Source organism: Rossellomorea aquimaris, from assembly GCF_020172085.1.
Lineage (GTDB): Bacteria > Bacillota > Bacilli > Bacillales > Bacillaceae_B > Rossellomorea > Rossellomorea aquimaris_E.
The window spans coordinates 35,942-54,318 of record NZ_JAIVAT010000008.1; the positions used below are offsets into that span (position 1 = coordinate 35,942).

13 protein-coding genes are annotated in these 18,377 nt (G+C 35.2%); 3 read left to right on the forward strand and 10 right to left on the reverse strand.

The genetic code is table 11. The annotated features are described in order from the left end of the window. The first annotated feature begins 105 nt into the window (after positions 1-105). A complete protein-coding gene (locus LCL96_RS17920) occupies positions 106-1,167 on the forward strand; it encodes a glycosyltransferase family 4 protein (RefSeq protein ID WP_224943639.1) in 1,062 nt (353 codons plus the stop codon). Positions 1,168-1,348: 181 nt separating this feature from the next. On the opposite strand, the gene LCL96_RS17925 is transcribed toward LCL96_RS17920, so the two are convergent. From LCL96_RS17925 to galU, 7 genes are all read right to left on the reverse strand, one after another. Then, positions 1,349-3,619: a SpoIID/LytB domain-containing protein gene (locus LCL96_RS17925; RefSeq protein ID WP_224943642.1), complete on the reverse strand. Its 2,271-nt coding sequence runs from the start codon at positions 3,617-3,619 to the stop codon at positions 1,349-1,351. A gap of 105 nt (positions 3,620-3,724) precedes the next feature. Then, positions 3,725-4,444, reverse strand: a complete 720-nt coding sequence (locus LCL96_RS17930; protein ID WP_224943645.1) for a hypothetical protein — start codon at positions 4,442-4,444, stop codon at positions 3,725-3,727. A 12-nt stretch (positions 4,445-4,456) separates the two neighbouring features. Continuing rightward, the gene (locus tag LCL96_RS17935; protein ID WP_224943647.1) at positions 4,457-6,523 is read right to left on the reverse strand and encodes a cell wall-binding repeat-containing protein; all 2,067 of its coding nucleotides are present in this window, start codon (positions 6,521-6,523) and stop codon (positions 4,457-4,459) included. A 138-nt stretch (positions 6,524-6,661) separates the two neighbouring features. Further along, positions 6,662-8,467 (reverse strand): LTA synthase family protein, encoded by a 1,806-nt coding sequence (locus tag LCL96_RS23640; protein ID WP_224943650.1) that lies wholly within the window; start codon positions 8,465-8,467, stop codon positions 6,662-6,664. Positions 8,468-8,675: 208 nt separating this feature from the next. Further along, positions 8,676-9,812, reverse strand: coding sequence for a glycosyltransferase family 2 protein (locus tag LCL96_RS17945; RefSeq protein ID WP_224943652.1), 1,137 nt, complete (start codon positions 9,810-9,812; stop codon positions 8,676-8,678). A gap of 78 nt (positions 9,813-9,890) precedes the next feature. Further along, the gene (locus LCL96_RS17950; RefSeq protein WP_224943653.1) at positions 9,891-11,192 is read right to left on the reverse strand and encodes a UDP-glucose dehydrogenase family protein; all 1,302 of its coding nucleotides are present in this window, start codon (positions 11,190-11,192) and stop codon (positions 9,891-9,893) included. An 18-nt stretch (positions 11,193-11,210) separates the two neighbouring features. Further along, positions 11,211-12,083 carry a UTP--glucose-1-phosphate uridylyltransferase GalU gene (gene galU / locus LCL96_RS17955; RefSeq protein WP_224943654.1) on the reverse strand — a complete coding sequence of 291 codons (873 nt, stop codon included), beginning with the start codon at positions 12,081-12,083 and terminating at the stop codon, positions 11,211-11,213. A gap of 152 nt (positions 12,084-12,235) precedes the next feature. Here galU and LCL96_RS17960 point away from each other — a divergent pair, with 152 nt between their 5' ends. Further along, complete coding sequence (locus tag LCL96_RS17960) at positions 12,236-13,045, forward strand: glycosyltransferase family 2 protein (protein WP_224943657.1); 810 nt, start codon at positions 12,236-12,238, stop codon at positions 13,043-13,045. Between the two features lie 17 nt (positions 13,046-13,062). On the opposite strand, the gene LCL96_RS17965 is transcribed toward LCL96_RS17960, so the two are convergent. Both LCL96_RS17965 and LCL96_RS17970 read right to left on the reverse strand, forming a co-directional pair. Beyond that, positions 13,063-14,478, reverse strand: coding sequence for an O-antigen ligase family protein (locus LCL96_RS17965; RefSeq protein ID WP_224943665.1), 1,416 nt, complete (start codon positions 14,476-14,478; stop codon positions 13,063-13,065). Continuing rightward, complete coding sequence (locus LCL96_RS17970; protein ID WP_224944496.1) at positions 14,456-15,586, reverse strand: glycosyltransferase; 1,131 nt, start codon at positions 15,584-15,586, stop codon at positions 14,456-14,458. Before LCL96_RS17970 ends, LCL96_RS17965 begins: the two co-directional genes overlap by 23 nt. A 195-nt stretch (positions 15,587-15,781) precedes the next feature. Here LCL96_RS17970 and LCL96_RS17975 point away from each other — a divergent pair, with 195 nt between their 5' ends. Next, positions 15,782-17,218, forward strand: coding sequence for an oligosaccharide flippase family protein (locus LCL96_RS17975; RefSeq protein WP_224943667.1), 1,437 nt, complete (start codon positions 15,782-15,784; stop codon positions 17,216-17,218). Between the two features lie 51 nt (positions 17,219-17,269). Here LCL96_RS17975 and LCL96_RS17980 read toward each other — a convergent pair whose 3' ends face one another. Further along, on the reverse strand, positions 17,270-18,286 hold the full coding sequence (locus tag LCL96_RS17980) for an LCP family protein (protein WP_224943668.1): 1,017 nt from the start codon (positions 18,284-18,286) through the stop codon (positions 17,270-17,272). Positions 18,287-18,377 lie beyond the last annotated feature (91 nt).

Genomic DNA, 18,377 nt, shown 5'->3' on the forward strand with positions numbered 1-18,377 from the left:
CACTACGCATTTTAGTAATTGTTCCCTTAAAAAAATTGTTGCACAACAATAAAAATGTGGTATTCTTACAGTTGGAGTACCGTTTGCAAAAAAAGAGGTGAAATAATGTACTCACTAATTGACTTTATAATAGCTTTTGCTATTTCTTTAATTGTTTCGTTGGCAGTGACTCCATTTGTAATTAAGTTCGCAAAAAAATATGGATTTGTGGATAAACCAGATTATAGAAAAGTTCATAAAAATCTTATGCCTCGAATAGGTGGTTTATCAATTGTCATTGGAGCAACTGCAGGATTATTGTATTTAAATAATCTTATTTCTACACTTTGGCCAGTATTAATTGGTGGAGGAATTATCATTATTGTTGGAATTCTTGACGATAAGTTCACATTATCTCCAAAAGCCAAACTTGTTGGTCAATTTTTGGCAGCATTCATTGTAGTATTCGCTGACTTTAAAATTGATTTCATTACACTACCTTTTGTTACAGAACGAATATATTTAGGCAATTTCAGTTACGTATTCGGTATTCTATGGATTGTTGGAATAACAAATGCCATTAATTTAATTGATGGTTTAGATGGGCTTGCAGGTGGAGTATCGGTTATTGCCATGACGTCAATTGCAGCATTAGCCGCAATGAATGGACAATTTATCGTAGTTGGATTAACCGTCATCCTCATTGGAGGTACAATTGGATTTTTATTCTTTAACTTTAATCCCGCTAAAATATTCATGGGTGATACAGGTGCTTTATTTCTTGGTTACTGTATATCCATTATTTCCTTACTTGGATTATATAAAAGCGTAACGATCTTTAGCTTAGTTGTTCCAATTATCATTCTCGCTATTCCGATTTTCGATACCTTTTTTGCAATAATACGAAGGATATTAAATAAACAAAGCATCTCAGCTCCAGATAAATCTCACTTACACCATCGATTATTAGCATTAGGTTATTCACATAAAGAAACAGTATTATTAATTTATGCCATTGGAGCATTTTTCGGATTATGTGCGATATTGTTTACTCGTTCTACTCTATGGGGTGCAGTATTGTTTATAGGTGTCCTTGTATTAATTATACAAGTCACTGCCGAAATTATTGGATTAATGGGACAGCATAAACCTCTTATTAATACTATGAAGAAAATACGTGAAAGATAAATTTGATTCTCTACATTTATACAGGAAAAATAATAGATTAATAGAAAACTTTGGAGATTTATCCAAGGTTTTCTTTTTTTATGTAACCATTAGCTATAAGAGTCTCTCCGTGGGGCAATATCTGATCACATAAAGAAAGAAGAGATCCATTGTCTAATGGATCTCTTCTTTCTTTATAAACTCAATACATCAATAATCTTTTTATTTCATCTCTTACAGGATATGATATTGCACCATTACCTCCAAGGAAATATGCATCCGGCAAAACTGTGCGTCCATCCAACCAAGTTTTAACATTTTTTGGGACAGCATCTTGCTGAGTTAAAATGAGAGGAGATTTCATCGCAGCAGCTAATGCAGATGCCGGTAATGCATCAATAAATTCGTCCCCACGGGCGAAAAACAATGTTTTTTCTTCAAAATCCATTTTATAGCGTTCTGCAATTTTCAAGCTTGTGTCGTAACGATCTGAACCAGACACTCTTGTTACACTATTCGCAAGGTTCTTCAGCTCATTTTCAACTTTACTTGATACAACAGCAGTTCCACCAATAATTGTGACTTTGCTTATATTATTTTCATTTATATAATTTCTAACACTTTCATGCAATTCGTCCTTAGTAGTGTAAAGTATTGGTATTTGTAGCATACTAGCGTAAGAAGCAATAGAAAGTGAATCAGGAGATTTTTCATCTTTTGTAACCACGAATATTTCGTTATTGTTCTTTATTTCTTTAGCTACTTCTACAGCCGTTTGATATCGTTCTGCACCGCTTATTCGAATTGTTTCTTTTACAAAAGAAAGATTGTCAATTTTTCGCTGAATGGAGGTATTAATCGCACTCTCTCCTCCTAATAAGTAAACTTTCTCAGGTTTTAAACGATTAATCTCGTTAAAAACCGTTTCAGGTAAATCACCAGGTCTAGTGAGTAATAATGGTGAATCATATTTCTTTGCCAACACACTTCCGGTTAGTGCGTCAATAGAAACATCCCCTCTACCGATTACTAAAGCTTTTGATTTATTTTGCCATCCGAATTTAGAAACTTCAGCACTCGTTGCATAACGGTCATCGCCTTCAATATTCTTGTTATAGTGTGCTGGGTTAATTTCTTTTTCAACTTTGGTATTTGGATAGTAAAAATCTAAAATTTGTTTAAAATTATGGCCTTCTGTCGCCATTTGAAAGGCACCATATTGACTCATGCCAATTCCATGTCCGAAGCCAGATCCTTGAATGACGTATTGACTATCACTTTTATCAACTTTTTGAATATATGGACTTTTCATAGTTGATGTTCCTAACATATATCGAATGTTATAATTAGTCTCTTGGATTGTCTTAGATAGCACCTTAATGTTCCCATCGTCTTCCTTGACGAAGTTACCATCATTCTTTTCAATGTATGTAAAAGTTACCTTTCCATTTAATACATCATTTGACGAAATAGCACCTGTTGGGATATCTAATTGAACGTCTGTTATATCGATAATCTTTATTTCACTTTTTTCACCAATATGTTTCTTGCTCTTTAACCAGGATTTCATGGTAGAAACAATTTCTTTGTTCTCTTCGTTCTTTTCATTCCACCAAGCTTCCGGTTTCTTTAGATCTAATCCTTGTAGTTCTATTTGTCTTTTCTCTAGTGAGAACGTCCAATTTTTATATTCTTTTCTTTTACTATCATATGGATCTTCTTTTGTTTGAAAATAAGGAACAAGTGTTGTACCCCATATATTTTTATTAGAGAAGACTCTTCCCCCATTTGTGGAAGAATAAAACGCTGATGCGTAGTTTTCCCCAGATTTTAATACATCTCCCTGTGTTTCATTAACTGCAAGGGTGGTATTCGGATGCCAATCATACCCTTTATATACTTGATCTGATTGCCCATCATAAATAGACCAACTATTTTTTTTCAATACAAATGTTCTTGCAGCAACAGATTGCGCTTTTAATGCATCCTCCCCACCATTATTTCCCCATGAAGCAGGCATTTCAGCAGGTACTACCCCCTTTAAATAATCCTCAAGAGTAATATGGTTAATAGGTCTCACATACTTTCCAGATTCAACAGTAAATTCAACTTCACCTAAATATTTCCGATCCGTTTTCCCGTCAATTTTCATAATACTGTCCATGGACTCTCTAATAGAAGGCATTACCGTCACACTTGCTCCAAACTTTTTCACAAGTGATCCTTCCTTATAGAGTGATAGATTACCTGATTCCACTTTAAACGTATAGGTAGTATCTGGAGTAATAAATAGATCTGTTCCATCAACTTGATAGCTGCCTACAGTCGTGAAAGAAAGTGAACTTACAGAGCCTATGTAATTCTGAAGTTTCACTGATATTGGCTCACCTGAAGCGTTTGCTCCAATTGGCATTACAAACGAAAACGTCATAGCAAAAACAGCAAGAATCATGGATATGCGTTTCAACAACATGTTTCCCCCTCATTATTTATAATAGAAGACCATAAAAATAGATTTCCATTTTATGGTCTTCTTCTCTTATCTACATTCCAAAAGAAAAATAAGACCAGAGATTTATTATTGTTCCTTAACTTTTTCTAAAACTGACTCAGCAATATATCCGTCGTCTCCCGTTTCTTCGAAAATTTCCTTAATCATTCCAATACCAGGTGCATAATATATGGTGTGAATGGAACTTCCATTGCCCTCTTTTACCGTGCTTCTTACTTCGAAGACATTATTATATGTAGCATATGGAACTTCCACTGTCTTATTGTCACTAATAATTTCCCAAACAGGCGAGTCCCCCTCTCCCCTCTTGGATAGGTCAACTAAAGGCTGTTCTTCTTTATTCGGTGTAAAGTTATCCAAAATGCTTTTATCAGGCTCAGAAGGGTTGCTCTCCTCGTAAACTACCTGCATCTGCTCTTTATTCCACTTCAATACTTGTAATGTCACCATATCTCCAAGAGTAAGGACTCTCTGTACATAGGTTTCATTCATATCGACAATTGTTTCTGTAAGTGTAAATTCATCATTTTGGTTAAAGGTTTTTTCAACCTTTTTACTCGGCTTCAAGCCTGTTAGTGCAGAATTCTCTTCATTATCAGATGGCTCATTTTCATCTTGTTTTTCAGAGGCTTCATTAGAAGCCTCTTCATTTGGTTGGTTATCTTGTTTATTTACTATCGTAGTACCTTGAGCATCTTCATTTTCCGATTCAGAACTACAAGCCGAAATAATCAAGATGCTTAGAATAATCGTAATCGGAAGGAAAAATTTCTTAAGTTGATTCATGAATGACGCTCCTTAATATAAAACATTTTTTATCTGTTCAATAGGGGATTCTTCAACCTTACCGCCGATTTCAAACACTTTGTTCACCTTAGTTGACGGTGTATATTCAAGAATATAGTCATAAATATACGGACTTAACTCATCGCCTACTAATATTAAAGGAGCCCGCGATTTAACAGATAAGGATGATGCAGTTAATGCATCCGGAAAGTCCGTCCCTGTTGAAACTGCCACTTGATTAGAGTCGATAGCACTAGAAAACTCATGAAGTATCTTTGCTAATGTTTCATATCGCTCTTGCCCAGCCAATCTCACAACATTGGTGGACTGTTGTTTGACCAAGCCTTCGACTGTTGATGATATAGCAGCTCCTCCTCCAAGGATTTTAACTTTCTTTCCATTTATAAAGGTGAGTGCTTCGTTACTAATTTTGTTCTGATCAGTAAGTAATATAGCCCAATTATTTGCTGCAGCAATCGGGGCTGCTCCTAACGCATCTGCATAATTGGTTCCCGAAGCAACAAAAACTCCTTGAACACCCTTAAGCTGTTTATTTATTAGTAAATTGGTTTGGTAGCGATCAGCAGCTCCAAGTCTGGTAACTTTAAGATTCATTGCTTTTAATCGATTCTCTACTGTAGGTGATAAGGCAGCTGTTCCACCAATCACGTACACCTCTTCTGCACCTAAACGCTTAATCTCATTTTCAACATCTGAATGCAATCTTTCTTTTTCTGTCAAAAGAATTGGTGCGTTATCCAATTGTGCAGCCAAAGGTCCTACCGACAGCGCATCTGCAAAATTGTAAGCATTAGCCAAAACAACGGTCTTTCTCTCTTTAGTACTGTCAAACCCATTAGGATATAGCTCTTTAGATACTTGAACGGCTGTTTGAAAACGCTCTTTCCCTATTAAAGACTTATCTTGTATCGTACGTGTAACCTTTAAACCTGAAATGTTAGTCCAAATCACTTCGACTCTATTAATATCCTTCACCTGGGTAGGATAGTCTTTCGTTTTAGCATAAGAAATAGCACTTGCTAAATCGTAAAAAGTATTAAGACGAAGACCAGTATCTGTATGAACGCTGTATTTCTTTGGTAGGTAGTTAGACCAAAGAATAGAACCGGCTTCTGCATCTTCGTCCACCACTCTAGTATTTTTTATTCCTTCTGCATAATGAATAGCGTCTGCCTTAATTGTAAAGGTTTTTAATTTATCATTTGACTTTTGATATACAGAATACTCATTAGTATTTTCATAAATTTTCTCTTGTTTATATTTATCGAGAACATACGTGTTTTTAACTGATTGAGAGTAACTGATTGCCTCTTCTTTTGATTTATATGTCTTTAATCTTTCATCGCGCACAGAATAAACTTCAAACACTTTAAAGTAATCGATGATCCCTCTTTTTATAGACTCAGCAGCGTTCTCCTGAAACCATTGCGTCTTGATCATTTCTTCCTCTGTAGGATTAGATAAATATCCCATTTCCAAAAGGACTGACGGCATCTGAGCATTTCGAATAACATAGAATGCTTCATAATTTCTTACTCCGTTGTCTTTCATATTTAATAGATTGACAACATTCGGATGTACGGAATAAGCTAGTCGTTTACTATCATTTACATATCCAACTTGAATAGGGTCCGGTGGCCACTGTGGATCCCAGGCAGCTGCTTTATCGTAGTAATACGTTTCAAACCCACGATGGTATGGATTAGTTGGAGCTGCATTATGGTGAACAGATACAAAAACAGATTGATCATTCACTCCTTTAATGAATCCATTCGCCTTCTTTACACGTTCTTCCAGACTAAGGTATGTATCGTTATCGGTTCGAGTCATATAAACTTTAAAACCCTCAGCCTCTAACTTATCCCGCAGATAAAGGGAGATTTTTAGATTAGCATGTTTTTCATAAAAATTGGTTGAATTCCCGGAATAACCACTGGTTCCGGTATCCCAACCACCGTGTCCAGGATCTATAACTACATTCTTCTCAGCAAATATTAGACTGGGAGCGACTAGAAATAAAGCGGCAGTGACAACAAGCAATATGAAATGTTTAATCATTCAATCCTTCTCCTTAAATAAAAATATTCATTTCATTCTATCATTTATATCGTCAATTTTGTCATGTTTTTGACATCTTTTTGCAAAAGTCCCTATGAATAGTAAAAAGAGCCCAGTACATTTTACTGGACCCCCGGATTAATTGCTCTTGGTTTGAAAATAATCACTTCTAATGATTAAATCGGATATCTTTAAAGCTTTTAATTCAATTCTTTTCTCTTCTTCAGACATATCATTAGTTGTCACAAGTTTATCTTCTAAAGGAATAACTGCAAAACTCTCATTTGTGGTTAAGATATTTCTTCCCATAACTCTATCTGCATATTTCTTTTCTGGCACACCCATCATATAAGCAATTGTAGGGAAAACATCCACTTGTCCCACTGCATATGTCAATTCCGTGGAAACTATCTCAGGATTATAAACGATGAATGGAACGCGTCCCTCTTTATCTATCCCTTCTACTGTGGGGTTCTCCTTCATCATTTGTTTTTTATAGCTGTTTTCAAATCCTGCATGGTCTCCATAAATGACGATTAACGTATCAGCCAGCATATCCCTTGTCTTTAGGTCATTTATTAATTTTCCAATTGCCATATCAGTATAGTGTATTGACTGTAAATAATTCGCCAAAGATGTCTCACTATATTTATTCTCAAATTCTAATCCTCGATATTTCTCTGGTATGATAAATGGGGTATGACTGGTCAATGTAATCAGCATACTATAAAAAGGCTTTTTAGCACTATTAAGAAAGTCGACTGTCTGATGAAAAAACTCTTCATCACTTAAACCCATTCCAATTTTTTCACCTGACTTGAATTTTTCAATTGCTTGGTAATCGTCTATACCCATATGTGAATATGCTTCATTACGATTCCAATAGGAACCTTCATCACCATGAAAAGCAAAAGTAGAGTACCCTTCTTCTTTTAACAAGCTTGGCAGAGTCGAATAATGATTCCCTGGGAAGCGAAAGAATGTACTTCCCTCTTTTACAGGAAAGAGCGAGGTGTTCACCACAAACTCTGCATCAGAACTCCTTCCTCCATTAGTTTGAGGATAAAAATTAGAGGCATAGATGCTGTTACTTAATAACCTATTTAAATTAGGCGTGATATCTTTGCCATTAACCTTTTTATTCAGTACCCAATTTTCCAGAGACTCTACCTGTAGAAGGAGAACGTTTTTCCCTTTTGCAATCCCGTTATACTGATCAAGAGGATTCTTCATATCTTCACGTATTTTATCTTTCTTGTTGTACCAGCTTTCTATAGATTCCCTTTCTTCTTTGCTAAGATTAATTTTCCGGTTATTTTTTTGAGTCAGGTATATGTCTATTATCGAATATTGAAGAGGATTATACTTCAACATAAACTCGTAGCGATCATAAATCTTAAAGATTTGTGAATATGGAATTCCATCCACATAGTGATTCTTAAGCGGCTTAAAAGTAAGCAATACCATTCCAAGTAAAAGGAACGCCAGAAAAAGAGGAATCTGTGGTCGTTTAACTGAAAGCGCTTTATTTTTGTGGGAGAAAAATAAGATTATTATATCAGCTATAAAGAGAACATCTTTCCATTCAATAAGTTCAATAATACTGGGTCCTAATCCAGAAAGATTAGATGTTTGTAGAAGAGAAAAGAACGATAATGGAGTACCAAAGTACCGAATATACCATAATTGAGCGAGTAATAAAAAAGTTACTACCAGATTCAGAGAAAATATAGCCGCCTTCCTACCCCATGTTTTGAATAGAAATATGATGGAGAAAAAGACGAATACACTTCCGGGAACACTGAAGATTAAACTTTTCACTTCTAATATATTCTTACCCAAGAATAGATAGAATAGTAGTATTTTTATCGAAACCATAAGAATAGAAATTAAGAATAATTTATCTTTCCTGACAAAAGAAAAATAATCATAGAATTTCTTCACAAAATTTACACCTCATTTACATAATATTAAAAAAATTTTAACATTATTAAAAGAAATAATAAAGAAACAGATAATGTTAATGGCTAATATTATCAATGAAAAGGTGATATGAAATAATACAGGCACAACATCATAGTGTCCTGCTGTTTTAGGCATATAAATATACAAAAAACTCGATTTGAGCAAGATCTCAAATCGAGTTTTAAACTTATCGACTAGTTGGCGTCCAAGTTGCCTGACGTTTACCTGAGATTGCACGGAGCGTTCCAAGTAAAGCAGCGTAGTTGACTAGGCAGAAATAATAAGGAATATAGGTAATTTTGGAACTGACCACTTTCCCTGTTATCGCCAATAAATAAAATAGTACTTGCAGCCCGAACATAACTTGATATAAAGGCTGATTTAGTAAAAACAGATTAATAATAAAAACAGCAATCATATAATAAGGCACAAGCCATCTCAATAATTTATGAGACATATATTTATAGAAAAAATCGAAATTCTTGAATGGATTCAATACATACTTATAACTCATTATTCCAGTAAAACTTCTTGTAACGATACGAACTTTTCGACCAAACTCCTCTGAAGACTTAGGCGAAGTTTCTTCTACTGTAATGGCATTTGGTTCATATATAAAACGTTTCTGTTGGTTTATGATAATTAAAGGGTTTTGCATATCATCTCCAACATTCGGATTCATTTCTTTAAATAATTCTTTTCGGAGAGCATAAATTGAACCGTTTGCTACAATTGACGTTCCAGTCGCTGTTTCAAGCTGCTTCAGAAGCTTTTCATACTTCCAATAAGCTCCCTCAGATTCACCAATCGATGAATTAGTAGGATTGATCAAGCGTAGCTCCCCACAAACCCCACCTATTTCTTCGTCTTTGAAATGCTTTACTAAATGATGAAGGGAATCCTTATTGTATAGAGAGTTCGCATCAGAGAAGACCAGTACATCCCCACTTGCAAGAGGGACGGACTTGTTTAACGCTGCAGTCTTTCCCTTCCTTCCTTTAACAACATTTAATTTAACATTTGAATATTTATGAGAGAATTCATTGACAATTTCATTGGTGCGATCAGAAGAGTCGTCGGATACGACAATAATCTCAAGTTTATGTTTAGGATAATCAAGGTCTACACTATTTTGCACCTTATCAGCGATGACCTTTTCTTCATTGTATGCTGCAATAAATAATGTAACTTTCGGTTCATATCCTGGATCCGTGATCATCTCTTTGCTTTTAATAGTAGAAATGATCTTCAATAAGATTGGATATCCAGCGTAAATATAAACAGAAAGCAAAATCAGTAGCCAAAAAATAATTTCTAGTACCATTTGTGACTTCCTTCCATTTAACCAAGTGTAAAATTAAGCATTTGTAGGTGGGTTCATTTAAGAACCCACCAATCAAAATTATTGAACTGTTTGTCTTCCTATTGATGCATAATAGAATCCTTTTTCTTTCATATCAGAAGGATTGAAAATGTTCCGTCCATCCACTATGACTTTGTTTTCTACTATAGAAGATACTTTATCAAAATCAAGTTCCCGAACCTCATCCCACTCTGTTAGAATTAGGATGGCATCAGATCCTCTAATCACTTCATAAATTTCTCCCCCTGTACGGAGATTCGCGATGATATTTTTGGCATTTTTTTCAGCTATTGGATCATATGCCAACGTCTCAGCACCTAAATTATGCAGCTTTGGAATAACATCTACGGAAGGGGCATCCCTCATATCGTCAGTGTTAGGTTTAAAAGACAGTCCCAATACTGCAACCTTCTTATTCGTTAAATCACCATTGAAGGCTTCCATGAGCTTGTCCACTACTTTGAACCGTTGAAGACTATTTACTTGCTCTACATCCTTTACAATTTTAAAGTCATAACCTACCTGATCAGCAATCTTCACAAGTGCACTTGTATCTTTAGGGAAACATGATCCTCCATAACCAATTCCTGCATTAAGAAAATGAGAACCTATTCGTTTATCAAAACCCATTCCCTCAGCTACTTTTGTTACATCTGCTCCAACAAGCTCACATACATTCGCTACCTCATTAATAAAACTGATCTTAGTCGCCAAAAATGCATTTGAAGCATACTTGATCATTTCTGAGGTTTCAATATTTGCTACCACCACATTTTGGGTAAAAGGGGCATGTAATTCTTTAAGAATTGATTCCGCTTTCTCAGATTCGACACCGATAACCGCCCTTTCCATATTAACTGTGTCGTAAATTGCAGATCCTTCTCGTAAAAATTCCGGATTAGATGCAACATCAAAGTTGTCATGCCCTACTATATCATGAATGATGTTTTTAATGATTTTTCCTGTTCCAACCGGAACTGTACTCTTCGTGACAATTACCTTGTAATCTGTAAGGTGCTCAGCAATCGAGCGGGCAGCTGATTTTATAAACTTCAAATCGGCCTCACCATTCTCCTTAGGCGGAGTTCCTACAGCAATGATGACAACGTCAGCATCTTTCATTCCTTCAGTATAATCCGTCGTAAAGGCTAACCTGTTTTCTTTTATATTTTTCTCTACCAGCTCAGTCAAGCCAGGTTCATAAATAGGAATGATTCCATTTCTTAGATTTTCCACTTTTTGTTTATCGATATCTAAACAAGTAACCTTGTTTCCTGCATCACTGAAACAAACTCCTGATACAAGACCAACATAACCTGTTCCAATTACACATATATTCATCCTGACATTTCTCCTTGTTTATTCTGAAATGATGTCTGTTAACCAGCTCTTTAATGGACCTTTAAGATCTTCTCTCATGAGGGCAAACTCTACTGTTGCTTGTACGAATCCATATTTATTCCCAATATCAAATCTTTTACCATCAAATGAATACCCGTAAACCTTTTGTAATTTATTTAATTCTTGCAGGGCATCGGTCAATTGAATTTCATTTCCCTTACCAGGTTCAATATTTTCTAATATACTAAGTATTTCTGGTGTTAATACATAACGGCCCATAATCGCCATGTTAGAAGGAGCATCTTCAAGCTTCGGCTTCTCAACCAAGCCCTTTACTTTAAATAATGGACCTGGATTGTCTGCATTTTCAACATCAATGACTCCATACTTGGAAACATCCTCATCCGGCACTTCCTGAACTCCGATGATACTCGATTGTTTCTCATCAAATTCATTAATTAATTGCTTTAAGCATGGTGTTTCTGACATCACAATGTCATCACCCAGTAAAACGGCAAAAGGATCGTTCCCTATAAACTTCCTTGCACACCAAATAGCATGACCTAGACCTTTAGGTTCTTTTTGACGAATATAGTGAATATCTGCGAGATTTGAGATTTGTTTAATTTCTTCCAACTCATCATATTTTTCTTTCGTTGCCAGCATTTCTTCGAGCTCCAACGATTTGTCAAAGTGATCTTCAATTGCTCTCTTGCCACGCCCAGTTACAATCAGAATATCTTCGATTCCCGATTCAACAGCTTCTTCAATAATGTATTGTATAGTAGGTTTATCCACAATTGGCAACATCTCTTTAGGCTGTGCCTTAGTAGCCGGCAAAAATCTTGTTCCTAAACCTGCCGCTGGAATAATCGCTTTTTTTACTTTCAACGAACTCACCTCTTAGTTTATTATTAATATGTCATTACTATTCAATTTCTAACAAAAATCATGTGTATTATATCATAGTTCGATCTTTTCTTAATCTCTCAAATTAATTATGCTATAATATAGCAAGAATTTCAGATGTGAGGATGAAGAAAATGATAAGTGTGATCGTACCAACGCTTGGAACGAAACCAGAGCAATTAAGACGATTATTTGAGAGTCTGGATCATCAAACGTATCAAGACTTTGAAGTAATAATTGTATCACAAGATAATCACGATTATATTACACTTGCCTTAAATGATGTTACATTTAAATACAATCATATTACCATAGATAGAAAAGGGTTATCATTAGCCAGAAATATCGGCATTCAGCATGCTAATGGAAGCATATTGACCTTTTCAGATGATGACTGTTGGTACAATAAAGACTCTTTTGAACTTGTTTCATCTTATTTTGAGCGCAATTCCAATACGGATGTTGCATGCTTTCAAATTTATGATCCACTGAGTCAATCCTACTACAAACAGTACGATCAAAATGAACAAAAACAAGTATCAATGAGAAAAATTTTGAAGAAGTCTTCTATTGAAATATTCATAGCCACTAGACGAATTCCTGCTGAGTTAATTCATTTTGATGAAAATTTTGGTTTAGGTGCCGTTTATCCATCTGGTGAAGAAAATATCTTTTTGTTTGATTTAGCCAAAAACGGTCAAACCATTAGTTATTCACCTGATATTGTGGTGAATCATGAGAAACCTGAAATGCAGACTAGATTAAACCTACGGACATTTGTAGGTAAAGGACCTATGTTTAAGAGAATGTACAACACTCCTGCAGCCATCATACTATTTGTACTTTTCTTTGCCAAAAAGTACAACCATTTAGATAAGCCTTTACGCTACTTCACTAATGGCTTTGCCGAAATCTTCAAGTACAAAAAAGAGCCCAACTCTTAGAAGTCGGGCTCTTTTATTTATGCCATTTCCTTCTCACTTTTCAGTGTCCGATTGTATAATAGTCCAAATAGGACGAATAATAAAGTGATCGTCTGCAGATTAAATAATGCCTCTGAGGTTAAGCCGGCAAATGCAAAACCTGCAATAGATAAATTAATACCTAAAGCTAATGTTTTCTTCTCATGCGAAGTCTCTTTTTTCAACATAAATAAAGTTTTAAAAAACGCACTCACATAAAAAACAGCGTAAATAATAAAACCTACCAGTCCATACCTTGCCAATACATATAGATACTGATTATCTGCGAACGAGATAAATGAGTTCTTCATTAATCCATTCCCGAGTATTGGAGAATCCATGAACTTCTCAAAATTCATTTCCCAAAACTCAAAACGTTTTTGGAAGCTACTAACTGATTCCAGCTTCTTAAAAACTTTTCTAACAACATTATTTTGATTCTTCGCCTTAGGCTGTCCATTACCATCTTCTTGAACATCCGCGTTATCCTGAGTTACTTCCTCATCTTCGTGATCGGAGGTAATTTGCTTTGAAGCATAATCCAAGTATCGAATTTGAGGTACCAATAAGGAACCAATCATTAGGAATACAACAAGAACTATTGTACTGCTGGCCAAACGCTTAAAAGAAAACTTTGTCATGAAGAAAGAGTAGATAATAATCCAATAAGCGAGCATCCCGATAATGGTTAACACTGCTGTACGGGAAGTAGTAAAGTAAACACTTACAAAAATTGTAAATAATAGTAAAGATGGCTTCCAGGTGAATTTGCCTTTATAAGACATATAACCAATTACGATGGCAGCACTTAGAACCAAGAAAGTACCATATAAGTTTGGATTAAAGAACGTACTAGGAATTCTATGAATGTCAAGGATCATATCATAGTGTCTTTCACTTAAGATATAAAGAAGACCAATATGATTATTAAAATTGAAGATGTTAAAGAATTGAAGAATCCCTATAATTTCAACGATTAGAATCATAATAAAAGCTGGTTTATACAGCTTTTTTATACTATTTTCCGGCAGTGTTACGTATTTAGCAGCTAAATAAAAAATCAAGTACATTACAAAACGATAGCCTTCTATGAAATCAACTAAATATGAGGTTTTAGGAGATTTAAACATTCCCCAGGTGTTTGAAATAAATAAAGAAATAATGGTCAATAGAATAAAGATGGTGACATAATCTTTACTATTATCCTCCACATATTGAGAAATTGTCATAGGGTATTTGGTTTGGTTTCTTAGGAACAAAAGAAGGATCACTCCGGCAACCATTTCTACACCCAATACAATGATATTTACAATCCCACCACCCAATAACATTCCAGGGGAAGGCTTGAAGATAATTAATGCAATAATAAACAGAAATAAGTTCAATTGAGTACTATCTCTTAGACGCATATTCATGACTTGATTCTCCTTTTTTATAAACAATTTCATTATAAAGATCCGACATTCGTTTCGAATTCTCTTGCCAATCGTAATGGGTAATGACATGCTTTCTTCCATTTTCTCCAAGCCTTTTTCGTCTAGAGGCATCAGAGTATAAGTGGAATAGCTTCTCTGCGATGGCTTCCGGATTTTTTGACGGTACGATGTATCCTGTTTGATCGTCAATCACCACATCAGGCAAACCGCCTACATTTGTAGCAACAACGGGGACTCCGCATGCTTGTGCTTCAACTGCTGATACACCAAAGCTCTCAATTAAAGAAGATATCACCATTACATCCATAGAAGTAATAAATTCAGGGATGTCTCCGTGATGAATCTGCCCTAGGAACTGTACACTAGTATCAATCCCAAGTGAAATGGCAAGCTTCTTATATTCCTCCATGTACACGCCTTCCCCAGCTAAAGAAAGATTGATTTCACTCTTATCAACTTCACCAAGTTTGTCTAAAAAAAGCTTGTAACCTCTCAAAAGGTAATCTACACCGTACTTAGGCTCCATCCTTTTGGCTAAACCAATTCGAAAACCTTTTCCAGAAATGTTTTTTACAACTGGTTTGAATTTATTCATATCGACTCCAAAAGGGGTAATGTGTATAGGCTGTCCTTCTTTTGAATATTTTCTGGTTTCCTTTTCCAGCGCTGGACTTGTTGCACAAATATAATCTGCCTTTTGTAACGCAAAGGTTAGAATAGATTTGGTCAGCATATTTTTTTTAGGAAATTCATAAATATCCGATCCCCATACCGAAACAATATATGGTTTGAAATTGGCAAGTGCACCAATCAAGCCGTAGCTTGATGCATAATGAGAATGAACCAGGTCAGGCTTTTCCTCAGTAATAATTTTCTTTAATGTAGAAACGGTAAAAATATACGATACTTTATGGTTGAATTTCAAATCCAAATATATCCTTCTTACATTTTCGAGGGTATCGTCGGGATGGTCATCTTTATGATTTGCTAGACTTATATTGACTACTTTAATACCTTGAGAACTATAATATTCTAACCACTTTTTCGTATGCACATTTTTAGCTGGTGCTAATAGTAAAACTTTCATCACTTTGGAACCACACTTTCTTATCCTCATCTATGTTAAGAAAAATGATTTTATTAAAAAGTTTATGATATAATATACAAATTGATTTAACATTACTAATAATAATATAAAAGATGAATAAAAGAAATATTTTGTCAAATCTTATTGATTTATGTACAAAAATGTTAGCACTTTGTAATATTCTGGAGAGGGTTAATGATGTTTAAACACACACTTATTTATTTCTTGTCCAAAGGCGTTCCTGGGATTATTAATTTTGTAGCTATTGCACTATATACACGTCTGCTCTCGCCTGAAGAGTATGGTGAATATGCTCTTGTTATCGCTGCAGTTACCTTTGTTAACACGACACTCTTTCACTGGCTGAGGCTCGGACTTCTAAGATACAACCCTAAATTTGAGGGCAACCAGAAGACAATGTTTATCAGCTCGGTAACGGCTACGTTCATATCCATGAGTATATTGACGATATTTCTCGGTACCGGTGCATTCGTCGTGTATACACCTGCCCATTCGCTAGCACTCTTGTGGTTCTTGGGTATTGGACTTTTAACGATGCAAAGTATATTTGATTTATTTACTGAATACTTACGTTCAGAACTGGCATCTAAGCTATTTGGGGTGGTGACATCCCTAAAAGTTGTACTATCTCTAGTTTTCTCCTATCTTCTTATCCGATTTTTTGATTTTGGGGGAGAAGGGATAGTTCTTGGATTAATACTTGGAATTTTCTTTTCTATTGTTTTCTTCATTCCAAGATATTCTTACTTAATTAATATTAAAATGATAGATAAAGAAATGATAAGAGAAGTTGTTATTTATTCAGTTCCGTTTATTGCGGCATTATCCATGGAAGCCATTATTCTAAATACAGACCGTTATTTAATTGGCTGGATGATGGATACCAAAGCAGTTGGTATTTATGCAGTATCTTACGATTTAGCCAAACAGATTCTTTTTTTACTCATGATGATAATAAACTTAGCTGCCTATCCACTCGTCGTTAAAGCTCTTGAAACCGGAGGCATTAAGGAGTGTCAAAAACAGTTGAATCAGAACACGACACTTTTATTAATGGTTTCATTCCCTGCTACTGCAGGGATGATTCTCTTGAGTAGTTCCTTCACAGATATCTTTTTGGGAGAGCAATTCCAAGGGAAAGCAGCCATTATATTCTCTCTGATTGCATTCGCTATTTTTATTCAAGGGTTTAAAATGTATTATTTCGATCTTGCATTTCAACTTGGAAAAAATACAAAACTGCAGATCTGGCCAGTTCTTGCTGCCGCCGTATTAAATGTACTGTTGAACTTACTCTTGATTCCTAAATATGGGATTTTCGGGTCTGCATATGCTACCATCATTTCATACATCCTTTCTGTCCTATTAAGCGCATGGATTGGTAAGAGAATCTTCCCTCTTACTTTCCCTATTAAAGAAGTAGGGAAAATCATTATAGCAACGGGAATAATGGGTATTACCATCTGGCCAGCCTTATCTTTAAATGGCATATCAGGATTTATTGCTCAAATTATTATTGGAATGATTGTCTATACAATCGTGATATTGATTTTGAACGTAAGCAATTTCCGTAATCTGTTCTTTAAAAGATTACGAAAAACATCACACTAATCGACTAATATAGAAAACCCCGATGGTTTCATCCCATCGGGGTTTTCTATATTAAGGCTGACTGTCAGATAGCGCTTCTTCATCTTCATTTTCATTTTTAGTTGTTTCTGAAGCCAAACTTGGATCTTCTCCATTCAAGAAAGCTTTTAATGCTTTTTTATTCTCTTCGAAGTCAATCTCAAGGACAGCGCCAGCCTTTTCGTATCTTTCATTTGTATATGAATTATCAACGGGCAGCCTGAATGTCTCTATATTATTTACAGGATTTAAAATAAACTCCTTAACAAGACCGATGCGGTCCATGCCACCAATGTTTGTTTCAATGTAAGGAGATATTGTTCCCATTAGTTTGGGTAGTTTCGAAACACCGTTTAATGAAAGTAGCTCATCTTTCAACGCATTGATTACTTTCTGTTGCCGTTCGACACGACCGAAATCTCCCTCGGCATCGTGTCTAAACCTCGCATAACCTAGTAATTCTTCTCCATCAAGCGTTTGCAGACCAGGTTCAAGAGATACGTTTATCTTTTCGGACATGGGTTTTTCTACATTCATTTCAATTCCATTTGGAGCCAGAACATCCACCACATTTTGAAACCCTTTGAAATCTACTAATGCATAATATTGAACATCTATATCAAAATTCTCTTTCAGTGTCTGACGTAATAGCTCAGGACCACCTAAGAAGTATGAAGTGTTTAATTTCCATTTTCCATGATCAGGAATATCAACGTAAATATCTCTCATTAATGAGACTAACCGAGCCTTCTCGTTTTCAGGGTCATATTGGGCAATCATAATAGTATCTGTACGAGATTGCTCTTCCCCTCTGGAATCAACTCCCAGTAAAAGAACATTAACCTTTCCTTGTTCATCTTTTTCGCCATTAAATGCTGCTACATTATCGTTTACAGCTTTCGATTCTCCCGCTTGCATTTTTCCTGCTTGGTACTGATAAAGCGTAAAAGCAGTTCCTATAGTTATGACTAGTAAAAATAAAACCAGGAAAATCCGAAAAAACCTTTTTCTTCTTCGCATCTTTTTTCTATAGTCATTACGAGTATTCATGATCGTTTCACCTTTCAAATTGAAGATTCGTACGAAAATTCATTCTATCATGAAACACAAAAAAAGAATAGATTCTAACAAAATTGTAATA

Coding starts and splice junctions, on each gene's coding strand:
- LCL96_RS17935 (WP_224943647.1), bottom strand. CDS start 6,523: ATGATTAAACATTTCATATTGCTTGTTGTCACTGCCGCTTTATTTCTA.
- LCL96_RS17930 (WP_224943645.1), bottom strand. CDS start 4,444: ATGAATCAACTTAAGAAATTTTTCCTTCCGATTACGATTATTCTAAGC.
- LCL96_RS17925 (WP_224943642.1), bottom strand. CDS start 3,619: ATGTTGTTGAAACGCATATCCATGATTCTTGCTGTTTTTGCTATGACG.
- LCL96_RS17975 (WP_224943667.1), top strand. CDS start 15,782: ATGATGTTTAAACACACACTTATTTATTTCTTGTCCAAAGGCGTTCCT.
- LCL96_RS17920 (WP_224943639.1), top strand. CDS start 106: ATGTACTCACTAATTGACTTTATAATAGCTTTTGCTATTTCTTTAATT.
- LCL96_RS17965 (WP_224943665.1), bottom strand. CDS start 14,478: ATGAATATGCGTCTAAGAGATAGTACTCAATTGAACTTATTTCTGTTT.
- LCL96_RS17950 (WP_224943653.1), bottom strand. CDS start 11,192: ATGAATATATGTGTAATTGGAACAGGTTATGTTGGTCTTGTATCAGGA.
- LCL96_RS17970 (WP_224944496.1), bottom strand. CDS start 15,586: ATGAAAGTTTTACTATTAGCACCAGCTAAAAATGTGCATACGAAAAAG.
- LCL96_RS17980 (WP_224943668.1), bottom strand. CDS start 18,286: ATGAATACTCGTAATGACTATAGAAAAAAGATGCGAAGAAGAAAAAGG.
- LCL96_RS17945 (WP_224943652.1), bottom strand. CDS start 9,812: ATGGTACTAGAAATTATTTTTTGGCTACTGATTTTGCTTTCTGTTTAT.
- LCL96_RS17960 (WP_224943657.1), top strand. CDS start 12,236: ATGATAAGTGTGATCGTACCAACGCTTGGAACGAAACCAGAGCAATTA.